The organism is Variovorax sp. FG153, assembly GCF_057809595.1.
Genome location: NZ_JBMDKG010000015.1, coordinates 116,967 through 134,797, shown reverse-complemented (window position 1 = coordinate 134,797; position 17,831 = coordinate 116,967). Strand labels below are relative to the sequence as shown.

The window sequence follows — 17,831 nt, the reverse complement described above, 5'->3', positions numbered from 1 at the left end:
CCTGCGTCAGTCTTCGACGACGAAGCGGAACGGCAACCGCATCGCGCTGCGCAGGCCCTGGCCGTTCGCGTCGCGCGCCGGCTCGAAACGCCAGGCCTGGAGCGACTTCGTCACCGCCTGCGACAGCAGCGGATGCGGCGAGCTGAGGATCCGGATGCGATCGGCACGCCCCTCGGGGTCGACGTCGAAGGCCGCGACCACCGTGCCCGCCACGCCCTGCTCGGCCAGTTGCGAGGGATAGGGCGGGATCGAGCGCTGCAGCACGCGCGCGTCGGACACCGGCGCTGGCCGCCGCGCCGGTGCCGGATCCGCCATCGGCGCGGGCGCGGGCGCGATCGTGGGGGGCGCGGCGATCTCCAGCGCCGGCGTCCCGGTCCCGCCCTGCGAGAAGCCGGCCTCCGGTGCCTCCGGCGCCCTGTTCCGGGCCAGGTCGGTGCAACCGGCCAACACGGCACATCCCAGTGCCAGCACAGCGATCTTGTTCATGCGGGCGATTCTGCATGGGCAAAACTTCCCGTCGGGCATCCAAATTGCTACACTTTTTTACTATTTTTAGCAAAAGGTGTCCGATGAACGACGCACGCAGACAGTGGCTGATGAAGACCGGCGCCCTGCTGACCCTGGGCACGGCCCTGCCCCGCGCGTTCGCGCAGGCCACCCGCGCGGCCGCGCCCGCCGGCGCCCGCGTGGTGCTGCTCGGCCAGTCGGTGCCGCTGACCGGCACGGCCGGCGAGATCGGCCTGGCCTTCGCGGCCGGCAGCCGGCTCGCGGTGAGCGACTTCAACGAGCGCAATGCCGCCAGCGGCCTGCAGCTCAAGCTGCTGCAGCTCGACGACGGCTACGACGCCGCCCGCGCGGCGGCCAACGCCCGCACCCTGCTGTCGCGCGACAAGGCCGACATGCTGTTCGGCTTCGTCGGCACCGCCAGCAGCAATGCCGGCGCCGAGGTCGCCACCCAGCAGGGCAGCCTGCTGTTCGCGCCCTTCGCGGCCTCGGACACCCTGCGCGGCCCCGCGCATCCCAACGTGTTCCATGTGCGCCCCGGCATGATCGACGAGGCGCTGAAGATCGTGCGCCAGTGCGCCACCGTGGGGCAGACCCGCATCGCGCTGGTGGGCGACGACGACGCGATGGGCCATGCCGGCCTCGCGGCGGTGCAGCAGGCCGTGAGCGAACTCAAGCTGCCGCCGCTGGTCGCCACCGCGCTGGTGCCCGCGGGTGGCGGCAAGCCGCTCGAGGAGGCGCTCAAGGCCGTGCAGAAGCCCTCGCCGCAGGCCATCGTGCTGGTGTCGCTCTCGGGCACCACGGCCAATGCCATCCGCGCGCTGCGCAAGAGCGGCTACACCGGCAGCTTCATGGCCTTCTCGATCGTGGGCATCGATCCGCTCTACGCCGAGCTCGGCAAGGACATCGGCGGCATCGTGATCTCGCAGGTCGTGCCCTCGCCGCGGCCTTCGGCGATCCCGATCGTCAAGGAGTACCGTGCCGCGGTCGACAACTCGGACCAGGCGCCTTCGTACGAAGGCCTCGAGGGCTTCATCGCCGCCAAGACCGTGGGCGAGGCGGTGCGCCGCGCGGGCCGCGGCTTCACGCCGCAGAGCCTGCAGCGCGTGATGGGCGCGATGACCGACTACGACGTCGGCGGCTTCCGCATCAACCTGCGCCCGGGCCTGCGCGACAACGTTCGCAGCATCGACCTGATCAGCATCTCTTCGGACGGCCGCGTGCTGCGCTGAAGCTTCAGGCCAGGTTCGGGTGGTAGCCCACGGGCGAATAGATCACCACCAGCGCCGTGGCCGGCCCCGCGAGCGCATGCCCGCGGTGCGGGATGCGCGCGTCGAAATGCAGCGTGTCGCCGGGCTCGAGGATGAACTTGTCGCCCCCGACCTGCCACTCCACGCGGCCCGTGAGCACGTGCATCATCTCCTCGCCCTCGTGCTCGAAGAACACGAACTTGTCGACCTTGTCGGGGAAGGTGAAGAGGAAGGGCTGCAGCGCGCGGTCGGTGGTGGCGTCGGTCAGCGCGAAGTAGTCGTAGCCGAAGGCGCTGCCGCCCATCACGGTCGGGCGCTTGTCGGCATGCCGCACCAGGCTCACGCCGCGCCAGCTCTGCTGCGCATGCGCGTTGTCGGTGAGCAGGCTCGCGGCCTCGATGCCCAGCACGCTCGCGATGCGCGCCAGCGAGCCGATCGGCGGCACCTTCTGGCCGCTCTCGATGCGCGAGAGGTAGGCCTTGCCGAAGCCGGCCTGCTCGGCCAGCGCCGCGAGCGTGAGGCCCGCCTCGAGGCGCCGCTGCTTGAGGCGCACGCCGAGGTCCACATGGGCCGGCACCTCGGCGGGGGCCGCTGCCACGGCTGGAGCGGCGGGGGCCGCCGCGCGCCTGGGCGCGCGGGCGGTTTTCTTTGAAGCAACCATGCTCCGATTTTAACGGAACCGGTTTACCTGCCGGCACACCCGGTTGCCCGGATGGCCGGCACCGCGCGAGAAGAACTCAGTTCTTGTCGGCTTCGAAACCCGCTGCGTTGAAGAACACATTGGGCTTGCGATAGATCGCGAGGATGGTGCAGCCCTCGTCCGAGCGCGTCTCGTGCAGCGAGCCCGGCTGGCGCCAGACGAACTGGCCCGCGCGGCAGATGCCGTCGTGGTCCGAGAACGAACCCTCGAGCACCCAGCTCTGCTCGATCTCGGGATGCTTGTGGAACGGCAGCACCGCGCCGGGTTCCCATTTGAGCAGCACCGTCATCTCGCCCGATGCGTCGTTGCGGTAGAGCACCTTCATCTGGATCTTCGGAAACTGCGAGGGCCGCCATTCGAGCGTGGCGGGATCGACGTAGACGGAACCAGCGATGGTGGGTTGCAGCTTGCCGGAGAGGCGTTCCTTGAAGACGGCGGACATGGTGTTTGACTCCTGTGAATGAATGGATGGGTGGGGGACGGGGGACATCGCCGCAGCGGGTGGATTCGATTCTAGATCGAAGTTTCCCATTGGACAACTTTTGGAAATCGAAGGCGCTCAGGCCGCGAAGCGCAGCCGGTTGGCCTCGCGCGCGGCGCCGTATTCCATGATCCGGGCCACCTCGGCCGCGGGTGCGGGGCCGAAGCGTTTCTCGATCAGGTACAGCACGGCGTCGATGCACAGCGTGACGCCGCCGCCAGTGACCACGCGGCCGTTGTCGACCACGAGCGCGGGCTCGGTGCGGATCGCCGGATAGCGTTGCCGCAGCTCATCGAGCGGCGAGGTCTCGGGTGGCACCACCTCGAACTTGGTGGTCGCGCGCAGGCCGTCGAGCACGCCGGCCTCGGCCAGGATCATCGCGCCGGTGCAGACCGAGCAGACCAGCGCTTCGGGCGCCACGCGGCGCACGAACTCGAGCACGCGCGCATCCTGCGAGGCGGCGCGCCAGCCGGGCCCGCCGGGCACCAGCAGCACGTCGACCTCGCGCACCTCCTCGAAGCTCTTGTTCGGCAGCACCTGCAGGCCGTTGGCGAGCGTGACCGGCGCGCGGTCGAAGGACACGGTCTGGTAGCCGAGCTCGGGGATCACGCGCCGCGCCATCGAGACCACGCCGATGGCGGCGAGGTCCACGGGCTCGATGCCCTCGTAGAGCAGGAAGGTCATGTGCATGCGCGGGTCTCCGTTCTGAATGAAAAAGGCGTGGGGGTCATGGTTCGAGGATCAGGCGCTCGCGCTTGGCGGTGTCGAAGGCATGCGCGTCGGCATCGGCCAGCGCCTGGGTGCCGACTGCCAGCGGCCACTGCGCAGCGAGCCGCGCATTGAGCGCGATCCAGTCGCGCTGGTCGGGCGCGAGGTCGGCTGCGGGATGGATCGCCTGCACCGGGCACACCATCTCGCACAGGCCGCAGTTGGCGCAGGCGCGCGGATCGATGACCACGAAGTTCGGTCCTTCGTGGAAGGCGTTCTGCGGGCACACCGACACGCACTCGCCATAGCGGCATGCGATGCAGGCTTCGGTCACGACGAAGGTCATGCGGCCGCGCTCAGAAGTTGCGCACCGAGTCGTCGCGCGTCTCGTGCGCGAAGAAGGCCGCCACCAGGGTCACGCAGGCCAGGCCGATCAGCATGATCGACACGCCCGCGGTGCCGCCGAGCTTGCCCACCAGCAGGGTGGCGAGGATCGGCGCCAGCCCGCCGCCGAGCGCGGCCGACACCTGGAAGCCGAACGAGGCGCCGGTGTAGCGCACGCGCGCACCGAACAGCTCGGGGAAGTAGGTGGCCTGCGGGCCGAACATCAGGCCGTGGCCGAAGCTCAGCGCCACCGCGGTCGCGGCGATGATGATCCACGGATCGCGCGTATCGACCAGCCAGAACAGCGGGAACGCGAAGACGATGGTGAAGAGCGTGCCCGCGAAGTAGAACGGGCGGCGCCCGACGATGTCCGACAGCCAGCCGAACAGCGGAATCGTCACCACCTCGATCGCCGCCGCGACCATGATCGCGTTGAGCAGCATCTCCTTGGGCAGGCCCAGGTTCTTGGTCGCGTAGACCACCATAAACACCGTGAGCATGTAGACCCACGAGACTTCGCAGATCTTCAGGCCGACCGCGATCAGGAAGTTCTTCGGATCGCGGAACACCGCTTCGGCGAAGGGATTGCGCGCGATCTCCTTCTTGGCCTTCATCTCGAGGAACACCGGCGACTCCGACACCCGCGTGCGGATGAAGGCACCGAGCGCCACCAGCACCACGCTCAGCAGGAAGGGCACGCGCCAGCCCCAGGCCATGAAGTCCTCCTCGGGCAGGGTCGACACCATCGAATAGACGCCCGCCGACAGGATCAGGCCGATCGGGAAACCGACCTGCACCAGGCTGCCGCACAGCCCGCGCCGGCGCTTCGGCGCATGCTCGAGCACCATCAGCGCCGCCCCGCCCCACTCGCCGCCCAGGCCGATGCCCTGCACGATGCGCAGCACGATCAGGAGGATCGGCGCCCAGATGCCGATCTGCTGGTAGGTCGGCAGCAGGCCGATGGCGAAGGTGCCGAGTCCCATGATCGCGAGCGTCAGCAGCAGCATCGACTTGCGGCCCAGCCGGTCGCCGAAGTAGCCGAACACCGCGCCGCCGAAGGGCCGCGCGAAGAAGCCCACGGCCGCGCTGCCCAGCGCGGCCAGCGTGCCCATCAGCGGGTCGTCGGCGGGAAAGAAGATCTTGTTGAAGACCAGCGCGGCGGCGGTGCCGTAGATCAGGAAGTCGTACCACTCGATGATGGTTCCGACCGAGCTGGCGAACACGACACGGCTGACTTCGGAGCTGTCGGTCTCGGCCGACCGTCCCTCCTGGGCCAGCGCGGGGTTTGCGGGGTGATTCATGGTGGTGGCTCTCCGATGCGAGGTTGATGGCTCTGCTGGCGGGGACCGCCCGCCTCGAGGGCGGCGGCGGCACGGGTTGCCCGTTTTCGTGCACGGGCGTTGGAAGCTGCGCGAAGATTAGTTTTGTTTCCCAATGGGAAACATATCGCTTTCCCTGAGATGAAATATCCGCCGCTCCAGGGGTAAATCCCGTATCGGGAGTTGCCCAGTCTTGGTGAATAAGTTTCCCATCGGGCTACTTCTTCGCAAGAGCCATGCCACGGGACGGCGCCGGAGACCGCCCTCTTAGAATCCAGGCCCAAGAGATGGCGTACCTCTTCGAACCGCCGCACCTCCGTGCGGCTGATGACGCCTACAGACACCTGACCTCGTCAGGGCTGTAGGCGCTCGCGTGCATGCATCCCCCGCTGGTCAGGCCGATCGATCCGAGCCCCTGAACCATGCGCAAACTTTCCAACTTCGAACCGCTGCAACTGCTGCCCTTCATCGGCCGATGGCTGCTGCTCGCCACGCTCGTGGCCGCCCTGGCCGGCACCGCCTCGGCCTTCTTCCTGCACGCCCTCGACCTGGCCACGGCCTGGCGCGAGGCCCATCGCTGGATCGTCTGGCTGCTGCCCGTCGCCGGCATGGCCGTGGGCTGGGTCTATCACCGGCTCGGCAAGCAGGTGGACGCCGGCAACAACCTGCTGATCGAGGAGATCCACGACCCTCGCCAGGTGGTGCCGCTGCGCATGGTGCCGCTGGTGCTGGGCGGCACCGTGGTCTCGCACCTGTTCGGCGCCTCGGTCGGCCGCGAGGGCACGGCCGTGCAGATGGGCGGCGCGCTGGCCGATCAGCTCACGCACGTGTTCCGCCTGCAGCGCGACGACCGCCGCGTGCTGCTGATGAGCGGGATCGCCGCGGGCTTCGCGTCGGTCTTCGGCACGCCGCTGGCCGGGGCCATCTTCGGCCTCGAGGTGCTGGCCATCGGCCGCATGCGCTACGACGCGCTCTTTCCCTGCATCGTCGCGGCCTTCGTGGCCGACCGGGTCTGCACCGCCTGGGGCATCCACCACACCCACTATGCGATCGGTGCGGTGGGCGCCATCGACGCCTGGCGCGTGCTCGCCGTGGTCCTCGCGGGCATCGTGTTCGGCCTGGTCGGCATGCTGTTCGCCACCGCGGCCCATGCGCTGGGCGCGCTGGTCAAGCGCCTGATCGCCTACCCACCGCTGCGTCCCTTCGCGGGCGGCGTGGTCATCGCCACGGCGGTGTGGGCGCTCGATGCCCACCGCTACATCGGCCTGGGCATCCCCGACATCGTCCGCTCGTTCCAGGCGCCCATGCAGCCCTGGGATTTCCTCGCCAAGCTGGTCTTCACCGTCGCCTCGCTCGGCACGGGCTTCAAGGGCGGCGAGGTCACGCCGCTGTTCTACATCGGCGCGACCCTGGGCAACGCGCTGGCGCCGCTGCTGCATATGCCCTTCGCGCTGCTGGCCGGCATCGGCTTCGTCGCCGTCTTCGCGGGGGCCGCGAACACCCCGATCGCCACCACCCTGATGGCGATGGAACTGTTCGGCGCCGACATCGGCCCCCTGGCCGCGATCGGCTGCGTCACCGCCTACCTGTTCTCGGGGCACACGGGCATCTACCGCGCGCAGCGCATCGGGCATCGCAAGCACCACGGGCGCGCCGCGGAGGACGGCAGGCGCGCCTGAGCGCCGGACGGTTCAGGCCGTGCTGTCGAGCAGCAGCTCCGCGAAGCGCTGCTGCACGTAGAGCGCGGTGGCGCCCAGCGGCCGCCCCTGCAGCCACAGCATGCGCACCGACAGCCGCGGCAGCGCGAGCGCGGGGCACGGCAGTTCCTTGAGGGCCTGGCGATAGCCCTCGTAGTGCGCGATGTTGACGGGCAGCACGGCCCATCCGAGCTTGTCGGCCACCATCTCGGCCGTGCTGTAGAAGCTGTCGGAGCGCCAGACGCGCGGGCTGTAGGCCACCTCGTGCACGTCGTCCGCATGCATCAGCAGTTGCCGGTGCCCGACCAGGTCCTTGCGCCGCACGGTGCGGCCGTCGGCCAGCGGATGGTCGACCGCCACGAACACGCCCTGCGGCACGCTGCCGATGCGGCGCAGCTCGAAGCAGGCGCGCGCCGGGCCACGGTCGAAATGGAAGGCCACGCTCGCGCGCTCCTGCTCCACGTAATCGGCCACCTCGGTGGCGGTGCCGTTGAGCAGCGTGAGTTCGAGGCTCGGGTACTTCACCGAGATCTCTCGCAACAGCGTGGCGATGGCGGTGTACGGCAGCGCCTCGTCGAAGGCCATCGAGAGCGCGGCCTCGCTGCCGTCATGCAGCGAACGCGCGCGCTGGTCGAGCTGCTCGGCCTGGCGCAGCAGCTCGCGCGCCTCGAGCAGCAGCACCTGCCCCGCCTCGGACAGCTGCGCATTGCGCCGCGAGCGATCGAACAGCGCCACGCCGAGGTCGGCCTCAAGCAGGCCAATGGCCGTGCTCACGGCCGACTGGGCCTTGCCAAGCCGGCGCGCGGCCGCCGAGAACGAGCCGCAGTCGGCGGTGGTGACGAACTGGCGCAACTGGTCGACGGTCCATTCCATGGGCCTGCCTCTTTCTATCTATTTATCAGATGGGTTTCATCTTTATTCATCCATTCTATTGAAGCAAGATCGGCAGTCCAGGCGAGGCGACCTCGCCCCGTCCCTGAAAAGAGAAGTCCGTTCGTATGCCGATCTCCCGTCTCGCGATGCCCCGCATCCATACCGCCCCCATCGACCTGAACTGGTGCCACGACCCCGCGCAGGAAGCCGCCATCGCCGCGCTGTTCATGCGCCAGCTGAGCCCGCGCTACATCTCGCATTCCGAGCTGCAGGGCGAGCGCGCCGTCGCGCCCGGCGAATGGCGCCGCGACCTGCCCGAAGTGCTGCGCGCCGAACTGCGCGAAACGCTCGCGCTGCCGCCGGCCACGGCCGCCTCGCTGATCGCCACCGCGCATGCCGGCGATGCGCTGGCCGCGATCGCGCTGGTGTCCATCGACGAAACCCGGCGCGCCGCGCGCGCCTTCGCCACGCTCGACGACCTCGTGGTCGATGCGCCGTTCCAGTCGGCCGGCGTCGGCGGCCAGCTGTTCGACTGGGTCTGCGCCGAACTGCGGCAGCGCGGCATCGCACGCCTGTTCCTCGAGAGCGGCCTCGGCAACCGGGGTGCGCACCGCTTCTTCGAGGCGCGCGGCTGCATGCCGGTCTCGGTCACGATGCTCAAGGAACTGGAGGCCTGAGCGATGAATACCGTGTTCAGGCAATGGGTCACCCTGGTGATCGTCTCGATGGCGCTGCTCTTGATCGTGGTCGACATGACCGTGCTCTACACGGCGCTGCCCACGCTCACGCACGATCTCGCGGCCTCCTCTTCCGAGAAGCTCTGGATCGTCAACGCCTACACCGTGGTGGTGTCGGGCTTCCTGCTCGGCATGGGCGCGCTCGGCGACCGCGTGGGCTACAAGCGCATGTTCCTCGCGGGCCTGATCGTCTTCGGCGTGGCCTCGCTGTGCGCCGCCTATGCCGGCAGCCCCGCGGCGCTGATCGCGGCGCGCGGCCTGCTGGGCGTGGGCGCCTCGATGATGATGCCGGCCACGCTGGCCATCATCCGGCTCGCCTTCGCCGACGAGCGCGAGCGCGCGGTCGCCATCGGCGTCTGGGCCTCGGTCGCCTCGGGCGGCGCCGCGTTCGGCCCGGTGGTCGGCGGCGTGCTGCTCGAGTACTTCTGGTGGGGCTCCGTGTTCCTCGTCAACGTGCCGGTGGTCGTGCTCGCGCTGGTGCTCGGCGCCTGGCTGCTGCCGGGGCGGCGCGCGGGCGCCACCGCGCAGCCGAAGCCCTTCGACGTCGTCGGCTCGGTGCAGGTGTTCGTGGCGCTGGTCTGCCTGGTGCTCGCGATCAAGGAATTCGCCAAGCCCGCGCCCTCGGGCCTCGCGATGGGCATCAGCGGCGCGCTGAGCCTGCTGGCCATGGCGCTGTTCGCGCGCCGCCAGCGTCGCAGCGCGAGCCCGCTGGTCGACTTCCGGCTGTTCCGCGACCCCTATTTCTCGGGCGGCGTGATCGCGGCCATCGTGGCCTCGGTGGCGCTGATCGGCGTCGAGCTGGTGTTCAGCCAGCGGCTGCAGCTGGTGAGCGGCCTCACGCCGCTGCAGGCGGGCCTGACGATCCTGCCGGTGCCGCTCGCCGCCTTCGTGGCGGGCCCGCTCGCGGGCATGGTGCTGCCGCGCATCGGTTCGCGCCCGCTGATCCTCGGCGGCCTGCTGGCCACCGCGCTCTCGCTGTGCGGGCTGGCGCTGGCCGTCGATGCCACGGGCGCATTCAAGCTCGCGGTGCTGGTGCTGCTGGGCCTGGGCGTGGGCGCGACCATCACGGCGGCCTCGAACGCGATCATGAACAACGCGCCGGCCGAGCACGCGGGCATGGCCGCGTCGATCGAGGAGGTGTCGTACGAACTGGGCGGCGTGCTCGGCATCGCGCTGCTCGGCAGCGTGCTCTCGTCGACCTACACGGCCACGCTGGCCATTCCCGACACGCTGGCGGTGCCGGCCTCGGCGCGCGACGGCATCGATGGCGCCCTGCTCGCGGCCGAGACGCTGCCCACCCAGGCCGGCACGCAGCTCGTGGCGCTCGCGCACACGGCCTTCGACCAGGCCTTCTTCGCGGTGATGGCGGTGGCCGTGGTGATCGTCGTCGCGGCGGCCTGCTCGGTGGCCGTGCTCGGCTGGCGCAGCGCGAAACCGCGCTGCGCCTGAGTCGAACCGTCAGCCTCTCGCGGCCTCGTCGATCAACGCCGCCACCTCCACCGGCATCGACGCCAGCGAGGCGTGGCTCGCGGCCAGCGTGATGACCTTGCGCGCGCCGAGGCGCGCCGACATGCGCTCCTGGTTGGCCGGCGCGATCATGCGGTCGTCGCTCGAGATCTGATACCACGAGGGCTTGTTCTTCCAGGCCGGCGCCGTGATGGCGTCGCCGAAGGTACTGGCCAGCGGCGCCTTCTGCGTCACGCCCATCACCAGCCCCTCATCGGCGCTCAGGTCCTGGCAGAAGCTCTCGTGGAACTTCTCGGGCTTGACCCACAGGTAGCCGTCGCTGTCGGGCGCGAGGTTGGGCACCGCGACCGGCGGATGCTGCTCGGTGATGGCGCCGGGGCTCTCGCCCGCATCGGGCGCGAAGGCCGCGATGTAGACCAGCCCGACCACGTTGGGCAGGTCGCCCGCCTGCGTGATGACGGCGCCGCCATAGGAGTGGCCCACCAGCAGCACCGGACCCGGCACCTGCGCCACCATCCTGCGCGTGCGCTCGGCGTCATCGGCCAGCGAGGTCAGCGGCAGCTCGACCGCGCGGATGCCCACATGGCCCTTGCGCGAAAGCTCGACGATGACCTTGGCCCAGTGCGCGGCGCCACCCCAGAAACCATGGACCAGAACGACTGTCGGCATGTTGCTCATGATTCGGGACCTTCCCTGTAGAACGAAAGACCGCCAGGCCCCCATGGCATGGCGGGAGGCCGTTATACGCCGCGCCATGGACCCGTCGGTGACAACCGTTCAGCCCGTGCTGACCATGCGCTGCAGCGCCTCGAGCGACAGCAGTTCGATGCGGCCATAGCCCAGCGCCACCACGCCCTCGCCCGCGAGCGCATTGAGTTCCTTCGACAGCGTCTGGCGCGTCACGCCGAGCATCATCGCCAGCGCCTCCTGCGGCAGCGCCACGCGCTGGCGCGTGTGCTGCGACTGCGTGGCATCGCCGCGCGCCAGCACCAGCAGCCGGTGCGCGACACGCGCGCGCAGGCTGCGCAGCGTGGCGTCCTCGGCCAGGCCGTAGAGCATGCGCACGCGCGCGGCCAGCATGGCGGCGATCGCGTTGGCGAACAGCACGTCGCGCATCAGCAGCCCGAAGGACCGCGGCGAAATCACCAGCAGGTCGAGCGCCTCGAGCGCGGTGGCGTCGTGGGTGCGCGGCGAGCCGTCGATCAGCGTGATCTCGCCGAACCAGTTGCCGGGCTCGAGCACCGCGAGGATCGCCTCGCGGCCGTCCTGGCGCAGCGACGAGATCTTGATGGTGCCCGCGGCCAGCCCGAAGAAGCCGCCGTCGGCGATCACCGGATCGCCCTGGCGGAACACCATGGCGCCGCGCCGCAGGTGGATCAGCTCGGCCGCGCCCAGCAGGTTCTCGCGCTGCGCGCGCGGCATGCTCATGAACCAGGGGTTCGACTCCATCGCCGCGCGATGGGCGGCAGACAGGCGCGGTTTGGCGGGAGCGGACATGCGGTGCGGCGGTGGCCGGAAAGAGGTGGAGGCCGATGGCGCGAGACAAGTCGGCGACAGGCGCGGGCGGGGTTTACCAGCAGCCTCAATTGTCAAATTCTTGACAGTTGAGCGTCAAGCCCGGGTCTACAGTGCCCTCACCCACGAACGAGAGACCCACCGGAGACGACAACGATGAATGCACGGGCAAGCTTCAAGACCATGCAGGACAGCACGCGCGAGGACTGGCAGCTGATCGGCGGCGAATTCATGCAGTTCACGCGCGGCCTGCCCGAACGCGTGATCAAGCACCTGCAGATCCTCGAGGGCGACTACGGCGGCTTTCCGGTCGACCGCTACACCCACTCGCTGCAGACCGCCACGCGCGCGCTGCGCGACGGCCGCGACGAGGAATACGTGGTGTGCGCGCTGCTGCACGACATCGGCGACACGCTCGGCAGCTTCAACCATCCCGACATCGCCGCCGCGATCCTCAAGCCCTTCGTGAGCGAGGCCAACCACTGGATGGTGCAGAACCACGGCATCTTCCAGGGCCACTACTTCTTCCACCACATCGGCCTGGACCGCGACATGCGCGACAACTTCAAGGGCCACCCGCACTACGAGCGCACGGCCGAGTTCTGCGCGCTCTACGACAACCCGGCCTTCGACCCGAAGGCCGAGACCCTGCCGATCGCCGAATTCGAGCCGATGCTGCGGCGCGTGATGGCGCAGCCGAAGCAGAGCATCTACAAGTCGGCGCTGAAGGAGCCGGCCACGGCCTGACCCCCTACCTCCAAAGGACCCCCACCATGAACGCCACCACCCAATCCGAAGTCCAGAAGCTCGTATCCGCCGAGGAATGGCAATTGCGCGTCGACCTCGCCGCCTGCTACCGCCTGGTGGCGCTGTACGGCTGGAGCGACCTCGTGTTCACCCACATCAGCGCGCGCGTGCCCGGCCCCGAGCACCACTTCCTGATCAATCCCTACGGCCTGATGTTCGACGAGATCACGGCCTCGAGCCTGGTCAAGGTCGACCAGCAGTGCAACAAGATCATCGACTCGCCCTACCCCGTGAACCCGGCCGGCTTCGTGATCCACAGCGCCGTGCATGCCGCGCGCGAGGACATCCAGTGCGTGCTGCACACGCACACCAAGGCCGGCATCGCGGTCAGCGCGCAGAAGAACGGCGTGCTGCCGATCAGCCAGCAGTCGACCTTCGTGCTGGCGTCGCTGGCCTATCACGACTACGAGGGCGTGGCCTTCCGCGATGACGAGAAGCCGCGGCTGCAGGCCGACATGGGCCACGCCAACTTCCTGATGCTGCGCAACCACGGCCTCCTGACCTGCGGCAAGACCATTGCCGATGCGTTCCTTTCGATGTACACCTTCGAGAACACCTGCCAGATCCAGATCGCGGCCCAGTCGGGCGGCAGCGAACTCACGCACGTGAACCCGCAGATCATCGAAGGCGTGGGCCAGGCGATGAAGGTGCAAAGCGGCGGCCTCGGCGGCATGTTCGTCTGGCCCTCGCTGATCCGCAAGCTCGACCGCATCGACGACAGCTACAAACAATAAGACGCGTCGACCCCGGTTTCCCAGGCTGCCAGCACCCGCGCGACGGGGGCCGGCAGCCATTTTTTTAGATCCAGAAGAACGAATGAGGAGACAAGACCCATGGACGCCACGCTCATCGTGACCCGCTTCCTGTTCGGCGCGCTCGCGCTCGTGATGTTCGGGCTCGGGCTGTCGCTCTCGCTCGACGACTTCCGGCGCCTGTTCCGGCATCCGAAGGCCGTGACCATCGCGCTGCTGCTGCAGGTCGTCGGCCTGCCGCTGGCCTGCTACGCGATCATCGTGGGCTTCGGGCTCTCGCCGGTGTTCGCGATCGGGCTCATGCTGCTCGCGGCCTCGCCCGGCGGCATCTCGGCCAACCTGTTCTCGCACCTGTTCGGCGGCAACGTGGCGATGAACATCTCGCTCACGGCCGTCAACACGCTGCTGTCGATCGTCACGCTGCCGCTGATCGCCAACTGGGCCATCAACCATTTCGCGCAGAGCGGCCAGGTGGTGCCGCTGCAGACGCGCAAGCTGGTCGAGGTGATCGCCATCGTGCTGATCCCGGTGGCCATCGGCATGTTCGTGGCCTCGCGCCGGCCCGGCTTCGCGGCGCGCATGGAGAAGCCGACCAAGATCTTCAGCGGCGTGGTGCTCGCGGTGGTCACGGTGCTGGCGATCGCGAACGAGTGGAAGACCATGGCCGCCACCTTCGCCGAGATCGGCCTGCCGGTGGTGCTGTTCAACGTGCTGAGCCTGCTCGCGGGCTACTACCTGAGCCGCGCCGCGGGCCTCGAGAAGCCGCTGGCCACCGCCATCAGCTACGAGATCGGCATCCACAACTCCACCTTGGCGATCTTCGTCGCGGTCAGCGTGCTCGGCAGCTTCCAGCTCGCGCTGCCGGCCGCGGTGTATTCGGTGGCGATGTACGTCACCGCCCCGCCGTTCGGATGGTTGCTGCTGCGCCGCCGCACGCCTGAGGTGGCGCCTGCGCGATGATGCGCGCATGGAACTGAGGCAACTGCGCTACTTCGTCAAGGTCTGCGAACTGCGCAGCATGGGCCGCGCGGCGGTCGAGCTCGGCGTGGTCACCTCGGCGCTGAGCCAGCAGATCAGCCGGCTCGAGAGCGAGCTCGCCACCCGCCTGCTGCAGCGCAGCTCCACGGGCGTCACGCCCACCGATGCCGGCCTGGCCTTCCTGCAGCAGGCCCAGCTCACGCTGCGCCATGCCGACGACGCGGTGCGCGCGGCGCAGCAGGCGCGGCTGTCGGGCCATGTCAGCGTGGGCCTCGCGCCCACCACCGCCACCGTGCTCGGCGTGCCGCTGATGCGCGCCATGCAGGAGCGCTATCCCGAGGTGCGGCTGCACATGGTCGAGGCGCTGTCGGGCCATCTCACGACCATGCTGCATGCGCGCCAGCTCGACCTGGCCGTGCTGTTCCAGACCGACACGCCGCGGCGCTGGAGCGTCTCGCCGCTGCTGGCCGAGAAGCTCTTCGTGGTCGCCTCGCCCACGCTCGCCAGGCGCCCCATGGGCACCAAGGTGCGGCTCTCGCAGCTGGCCGAGGTACCGCTGATCCTGCCCAGCGGCAGCCACGGCCTGCGCGCCACCCTGATGGCGGCCTTCCTGCGCGCGCGCGTGCAGCCGAACATCGTGGCCGAGGTCGACGGCCTCGCGCTGCTGATGGACGCGGTGCGCGCCGGCTACGGCGCCACCGTGCAGCCCGGCGCCGCCACCGCGCGCCACGACCGCGACGACCTCGAGCTCACGCAGATCGCCGATGCCCACGTGGGCCGGCGCAACCTGCTCGTGAGCCTGTCGGACGACGAGCTCTCGCCGGCCGCGCTGGCCACGCGCGTGGTGGTGGCCGACACCGCGCGCAGCCTCGTTCGCGACGGCCGCTGGACCGGCGCCAGTCTTCTCGAAAACTGAACACCCGTTGCCGCTTTCGGCCTTTCGCGTGAAGGCCGCGCTGCCTAAAGTCTCCTGGATTCCAAGGAGACCCACGAGTGATAGACGTACTGGTTGTCGGCGGCGGCAATGCCGCGCTGTGCGCCGCCCTGATGGCGCGCGAGGCCGGCGCTTCGGTGCTGCTGCTGGAGGCCTCGCCCAAGGCATGGCGCGGCGGCAATTCGCAGCACACCCGCAACCTGCGCTGCATGCACGACGCGCCGCAGGACGTGCTGGTCGATGCCTACCCTGAAGAGGAGTACTGGCAGGACCTGCTGAAGGTGACGGGCGGCCTCACCGACGAGCACCTCGCGCGGCTCGTGATCCGCGCCTCGTCGAACTGCCGCGACTGGATGCGCAGCCACGGCGTGCACTTCCAGCCGCCGCTGTCGGGTGCACTGCACGTGGCGCGCACCAATGCCTTCTTCATGGGCGGCGGCAAGGCGCTGGTCAATGCCTATTTCCGCAGCGCCGAAAGGCTCGGCGTGCAGATCCGCTACGACACGCCCGTGGCCTCGGTCGAGCTCGACGGCGAGCGCTTCGTGGCCGTGCGCACCGAGGCCGGCGAACGCATCGCGGCCAAGAGCTGCGTGCTCGCGGCCGGCGGCTTCGAATCGAACCGCGAATGGCTGCGCGAGGCCTGGGGCCGGAACGAGCGCGGCGAATGGCCGGCCGACAACTTCCTGATCCGCGGCACGCGCTTCAACCAGGGCGTGCTGCTCAAGCACATGATCGCCGCGGGCGCCGACAGCATCGGCGATCCCTCGCAGGGCCACATGGTCGCCATCGACGCGCGCGCGCCGCTCTACGACGGCGGCATCTGCACGCGCATCGACTGCGTGTCGCTCGGCGTGGTGGTCAACCGCGAAGCCCGGCGCTTCTACGACGAGGGCGAGGACTTCTGGCCCAAGCGCTATGCGATCTGGGGCCGGCTGGTGGCGCAGCAGCCGGGGCAGATCGCCTGGTCGATCATCGACCAGAAGGCGGTCGGCCGCTTCATGCCGCCGGTGTTCACCGGCACGCAGGCGAACACGCTCGGCGAACTCGCACGGAAGATCGGTCTGGACGAAGCCACCTTCGTGCGCACCGTGCAGGACTACAACGCCGCCTGCCGCGTCGGCCGCTTCGACCACACCGCGCTCGACGACTGCCACACCGAGGGCCTCGCGCCCGCCAAGACGCACTGGGCGCGCCCGCTCGACACCGCGCCCTTCTACGCCTACCCCGTGCGCCCCGGCATCACCTTCACCTACCTGGGCCTGAAGGTGGACGAGACCGCGGCCGTGCGCTTCGGCGGCCGGCCCAGCCCCAACCTGTTCGTGGCCGGCGAAATGATGGCCGGCAACGTGCTCGGCAAGGGCTACACGGCGGGTGTCGGCATGAGCATCGGCACGGCCTTCGGTCGCATCGCCGGCACGCAGGCAGCGAAGGCCGCCAAGAACATTTCGAAGAATTCCCCGGAGACCCCTCTTGCAGCAGCTCACTGATCTCGTCGCCCGCGCGCGTGCCGATGCGGACGGCATCGGCGCCACCCCGTCGCGCGTGATCCCGATCCAGCCCGCCCTTCCGCTGACCGCCCCCGAGGGCGAGGTCGCGCGCATCCTGCAGATCTGCAACGCCTGCCGCTACTGCGAGGGCTTCTGCGCCGTGTTCCCCGCGATGACGCGGCGCCTCGAGTTCGGCAAGGCCGACACGCACTACCTGGCCAACCTCTGCCACAACTGCGGCGCCTGCCTGCATGCCTGCCAGTACGCGCCGCCGCACGAGTTCGCGGTCAACGTGCCGCAGGCCATGGCCCAGGTGCGCATGCAGACCTACCACGACTACGCCTGGCCCGCCGCGATGGGCTCGCTCTACGAGAAGGCCGGGCTCACGGTCGCGCTGGCCCTGGCCGGCGGCCTCGCGCTGTTCCTCGTGCTCGCGGTCGCGATGAGCGGCTCGCTGCTGCACGAGCCGCTGGCCGGCAACTTCTACGCGATCTTCCCGCACAACTTCCTCGCGCTGCTGTTCGGCGCGGTGTCGCTGTTCGTGCTGCTCGCGCTGGCGCTGGGCGTGCGGCGCTTCTGGCGCGAGGTCTCGCCCGCCAACGACCCGGGCAACGCGCCGGCGATGGCGGGCGTGCGCGGGCCCGCGAGCGCGGAAGCGGCGCACGATGCGCTGCGCCTGAAGTACCTCGGCGGCGGCCACGGCGAGGGCTGCAACAACGAGGACGACCGCTTCACGCTGTGGCGCCGGCGCTTCCACCACTTCACCTTCTACGGCTTCATGCTGTGCTTCGCCTCGACCTGCGTGGCCACGCTCTACCACTACCTGTTCGACCTGCATGCGCCCTATGCGCTGACCAGCCTGCCGGTGCTGCTGGGCACCGCCGGCGGCATCGGCCTGGTGGTCGGCCCGATCGGCCTCTTGTGGCTCAACCTGCGGCGCGACCCCGCGCATGGCGACGTCGCGCAGCGGCCCATGGACCGCGGCTTCATCGCGCTGCTGCTGCTGACCAGCCTCACGGGCCTGGCGCTGCTGGCCTGGCGCGACACGCAATTCATGGCGCTGTTGCTGGCGGTGCACCTGGGCGTGGTGATGGCGCTGTTCCTCACGCTGCCCTACGGCAAGTTCGCGCACGGCATCTTCCGCTGCGCGGCGCTGTTGAAGTTCGCGATCGAGAAGCGCCTGCCCAGCCGCCTGCAGCTCGGCGCCGACTGAATCCACCCGATATCGAAGAAAGGAC

General features: G+C 69.4%; 19 protein-coding genes and 1 riboswitch. Of the genes, 10 read left to right on the top strand and 9 right to left on the bottom strand.

What is annotated here, in order from left to right:
• Window positions 1–6: 6 nt before the first annotated feature.
• Window positions 7–486, bottom strand: coding sequence for an energy transducer TonB (locus tag ACODT0_RS18300; RefSeq protein ID WP_261207225.1), 480 nt, complete (start codon window positions 484–486; stop codon window positions 7–9).
• An 83-nt stretch (window positions 487–569) separates the two neighbouring features.
• On the opposite strand from ACODT0_RS18300, the gene ACODT0_RS18295 reads away from it, so the two are divergent.
• The gene (locus ACODT0_RS18295; RefSeq protein ID WP_057597525.1) at window positions 570–1,736 is read left to right on the top strand and encodes an ABC transporter substrate-binding protein; all 1,167 of its coding nucleotides are present in this window, start codon (window positions 570–572) and stop codon (window positions 1,734–1,736) included.
• A gap of 4 nt (window positions 1,737–1,740) precedes the next feature.
• On the opposite strand, the gene ACODT0_RS18290 is transcribed toward ACODT0_RS18295, so the two are convergent.
• The 5 genes from ACODT0_RS18290 to ACODT0_RS18270 form a co-directional block, all read right to left on the bottom strand.
• A complete protein-coding gene (locus ACODT0_RS18290) occupies window positions 1,741–2,352 on the bottom strand; it encodes a helix-turn-helix domain-containing protein (protein ID WP_057597524.1) in 612 nt (203 codons plus the stop codon).
• Window positions 2,353–2,491: 139 nt separating this feature from the next.
• Window positions 2,492–2,896, bottom strand: a complete 405-nt coding sequence (locus ACODT0_RS18285; protein ID WP_489041919.1) for a cupin domain-containing protein — start codon at window positions 2,894–2,896, stop codon at window positions 2,492–2,494.
• 117 nt (window positions 2,897–3,013) lie between these two features.
• Entirely contained in the window at window positions 3,014–3,625 is a 612-nt protein-coding gene (locus ACODT0_RS18280; RefSeq protein WP_413763196.1) for a DJ-1/PfpI family protein, read from the bottom strand.
• Between the two features lie 37 nt (window positions 3,626–3,662).
• Entirely contained in the window at window positions 3,663–3,989 is a 327-nt protein-coding gene (locus ACODT0_RS18275; protein WP_479670080.1) for a ferredoxin family protein, read from the bottom strand.
• A gap of 10 nt (window positions 3,990–3,999) precedes the next feature.
• Window positions 4,000–5,328, bottom strand: coding sequence for an MFS transporter (locus tag ACODT0_RS18270; RefSeq protein ID WP_057597520.1), 1,329 nt, complete (start codon window positions 5,326–5,328; stop codon window positions 4,000–4,002).
• A gap of 292 nt (window positions 5,329–5,620) precedes the next feature.
• Window positions 5,621–5,690, top strand: a riboswitch (Fluoride riboswitch).
• 78 nt (window positions 5,691–5,768) lie between these two features.
• Between ACODT0_RS18270 and ACODT0_RS18265 the strand changes: the two genes are divergently transcribed.
• Window positions 5,769–7,025: a voltage-gated chloride channel family protein gene (locus ACODT0_RS18265; protein ID WP_413763194.1), complete on the top strand. Its 1,257-nt coding sequence runs from the start codon at window positions 5,769–5,771 to the stop codon at window positions 7,023–7,025.
• A 12-nt stretch (window positions 7,026–7,037) separates the two neighbouring features.
• Here the strand turns inward: ACODT0_RS18265 and ACODT0_RS18260 are convergent, their stop codons facing one another.
• Window positions 7,038–7,916, bottom strand: a complete 879-nt coding sequence (locus ACODT0_RS18260; protein ID WP_057598144.1) for a LysR family transcriptional regulator — start codon at window positions 7,914–7,916, stop codon at window positions 7,038–7,040.
• Between the two features lie 146 nt (window positions 7,917–8,062).
• On the opposite strand from ACODT0_RS18260, the gene ACODT0_RS18255 reads away from it, so the two are divergent.
• On the top strand, window positions 8,063–8,593 hold the full coding sequence (locus ACODT0_RS18255) for a GNAT family N-acetyltransferase (RefSeq protein WP_489041918.1): 531 nt from the start codon (window positions 8,063–8,065) through the stop codon (window positions 8,591–8,593).
• 3 nt (window positions 8,594–8,596) lie between these two features.
• The gene (locus tag ACODT0_RS18250; protein ID WP_489041917.1) at window positions 8,597–10,102 is read left to right on the top strand and encodes an MFS transporter; all 1,506 of its coding nucleotides are present in this window, start codon (window positions 8,597–8,599) and stop codon (window positions 10,100–10,102) included.
• A 9-nt stretch (window positions 10,103–10,111) separates the two neighbouring features.
• On the opposite strand, the gene ACODT0_RS18245 is transcribed toward ACODT0_RS18250, so the two are convergent.
• Window positions 10,112–10,798 (bottom strand): alpha/beta hydrolase, encoded by a 687-nt coding sequence (locus ACODT0_RS18245; protein WP_296730860.1) that lies wholly within the window; start codon window positions 10,796–10,798, stop codon window positions 10,112–10,114.
• Window positions 10,799–10,897: 99 nt separating this feature from the next.
• On the bottom strand, window positions 10,898–11,617 hold the full coding sequence (locus tag ACODT0_RS18240; protein ID WP_057597478.1) for a Crp/Fnr family transcriptional regulator: 720 nt from the start codon (window positions 11,615–11,617) through the stop codon (window positions 10,898–10,900).
• 174 nt (window positions 11,618–11,791) lie between these two features.
• Between ACODT0_RS18240 and ACODT0_RS18235 the strand changes: the two genes are divergently transcribed.
• The 6 genes from ACODT0_RS18235 to tcuB all read left to right on the top strand — a co-directional run bounded on the left by ACODT0_RS18235 (window position 11,792) and on the right by tcuB (window position 17,806).
• On the top strand, window positions 11,792–12,382 hold the full coding sequence (locus ACODT0_RS18235) for an HD domain-containing protein (protein ID WP_057597477.1): 591 nt from the start codon (window positions 11,792–11,794) through the stop codon (window positions 12,380–12,382).
• 26 nt (window positions 12,383–12,408) lie between these two features.
• Entirely contained in the window at window positions 12,409–13,176 is a 768-nt protein-coding gene (locus ACODT0_RS18230; protein WP_057597476.1) for a class II aldolase/adducin family protein, read from the top strand.
• 99 nt (window positions 13,177–13,275) lie between these two features.
• Window positions 13,276–14,154: a bile acid:sodium symporter family protein gene (locus ACODT0_RS18225; protein WP_489041916.1), complete on the top strand. Its 879-nt coding sequence runs from the start codon at window positions 13,276–13,278 to the stop codon at window positions 14,152–14,154.
• Between the two features lie 7 nt (window positions 14,155–14,161).
• Complete coding sequence (locus ACODT0_RS18220; protein WP_057597474.1) at window positions 14,162–15,088, top strand: LysR family transcriptional regulator; 927 nt, start codon at window positions 14,162–14,164, stop codon at window positions 15,086–15,088.
• A gap of 77 nt (window positions 15,089–15,165) precedes the next feature.
• Entirely contained in the window at window positions 15,166–16,593 is a 1,428-nt protein-coding gene (gene tcuA, locus ACODT0_RS18215) for an FAD-dependent tricarballylate dehydrogenase TcuA (protein ID WP_489041915.1), read from the top strand.
• Window positions 16,577–17,806: a tricarballylate utilization 4Fe-4S protein TcuB gene (gene tcuB, locus ACODT0_RS18210; RefSeq protein ID WP_489041914.1), complete on the top strand. Its 1,230-nt coding sequence runs from the start codon at window positions 16,577–16,579 to the stop codon at window positions 17,804–17,806. Before tcuA ends, tcuB begins: the two co-directional genes overlap by 17 nt.
• The last annotated feature ends 25 nt before the right edge of the window (window positions 17,807–17,831 follow it).

Coding starts and splice junctions, on each gene's coding strand:
- ACODT0_RS18270 (WP_057597520.1), bottom strand. CDS start 5,328: ATGAATCACCCCGCAAACCCCGCGCTGGCCCAGGAGGGACGGTCGGCC.
- ACODT0_RS18235 (WP_057597477.1), top strand. CDS start 11,792: ATGAATGCACGGGCAAGCTTCAAGACCATGCAGGACAGCACGCGCGAG.
- ACODT0_RS18295 (WP_057597525.1), top strand. CDS start 570: ATGAACGACGCACGCAGACAGTGGCTGATGAAGACCGGCGCCCTGCTG.
- ACODT0_RS18260 (WP_057598144.1), bottom strand. CDS start 7,916: ATGGAATGGACCGTCGACCAGTTGCGCCAGTTCGTCACCACCGCCGAC.
- ACODT0_RS18250 (WP_489041917.1), top strand. CDS start 8,597: ATGAATACCGTGTTCAGGCAATGGGTCACCCTGGTGATCGTCTCGATG.
- ACODT0_RS18255 (WP_489041918.1), top strand. CDS start 8,063: ATGCCCCGCATCCATACCGCCCCCATCGACCTGAACTGGTGCCACGAC.
- ACODT0_RS18285 (WP_489041919.1), bottom strand. CDS start 2,896: ATGTCCGCCGTCTTCAAGGAACGCCTCTCCGGCAAGCTGCAACCCACC.
- ACODT0_RS18245 (WP_296730860.1), bottom strand. CDS start 10,798: ATGAGCAACATGCCGACAGTCGTTCTGGTCCATGGTTTCTGGGGTGGC.
- ACODT0_RS18280 (WP_413763196.1), bottom strand. CDS start 3,625: ATGCACATGACCTTCCTGCTCTACGAGGGCATCGAGCCCGTGGACCTC.
- ACODT0_RS18300 (WP_261207225.1), bottom strand. CDS start 486: ATGAACAAGATCGCTGTGCTGGCACTGGGATGTGCCGTGTTGGCCGGT.
- ACODT0_RS18240 (WP_057597478.1), bottom strand. CDS start 11,617: ATGTCCGCTCCCGCCAAACCGCGCCTGTCTGCCGCCCATCGCGCGGCG.
- ACODT0_RS18275 (WP_479670080.1), bottom strand. CDS start 3,989: ATGACCTTCGTCGTGACCGAAGCCTGCATCGCATGCCGCTATGGCGAG.
- ACODT0_RS18230 (WP_057597476.1), top strand. CDS start 12,409: ATGAACGCCACCACCCAATCCGAAGTCCAGAAGCTCGTATCCGCCGAG.
- ACODT0_RS18225 (WP_489041916.1), top strand. CDS start 13,276: ATGGACGCCACGCTCATCGTGACCCGCTTCCTGTTCGGCGCGCTCGCG.
- ACODT0_RS18265 (WP_413763194.1), top strand. CDS start 5,769: ATGCGCAAACTTTCCAACTTCGAACCGCTGCAACTGCTGCCCTTCATC.
- ACODT0_RS18220 (WP_057597474.1), top strand. CDS start 14,162: ATGGAACTGAGGCAACTGCGCTACTTCGTCAAGGTCTGCGAACTGCGC.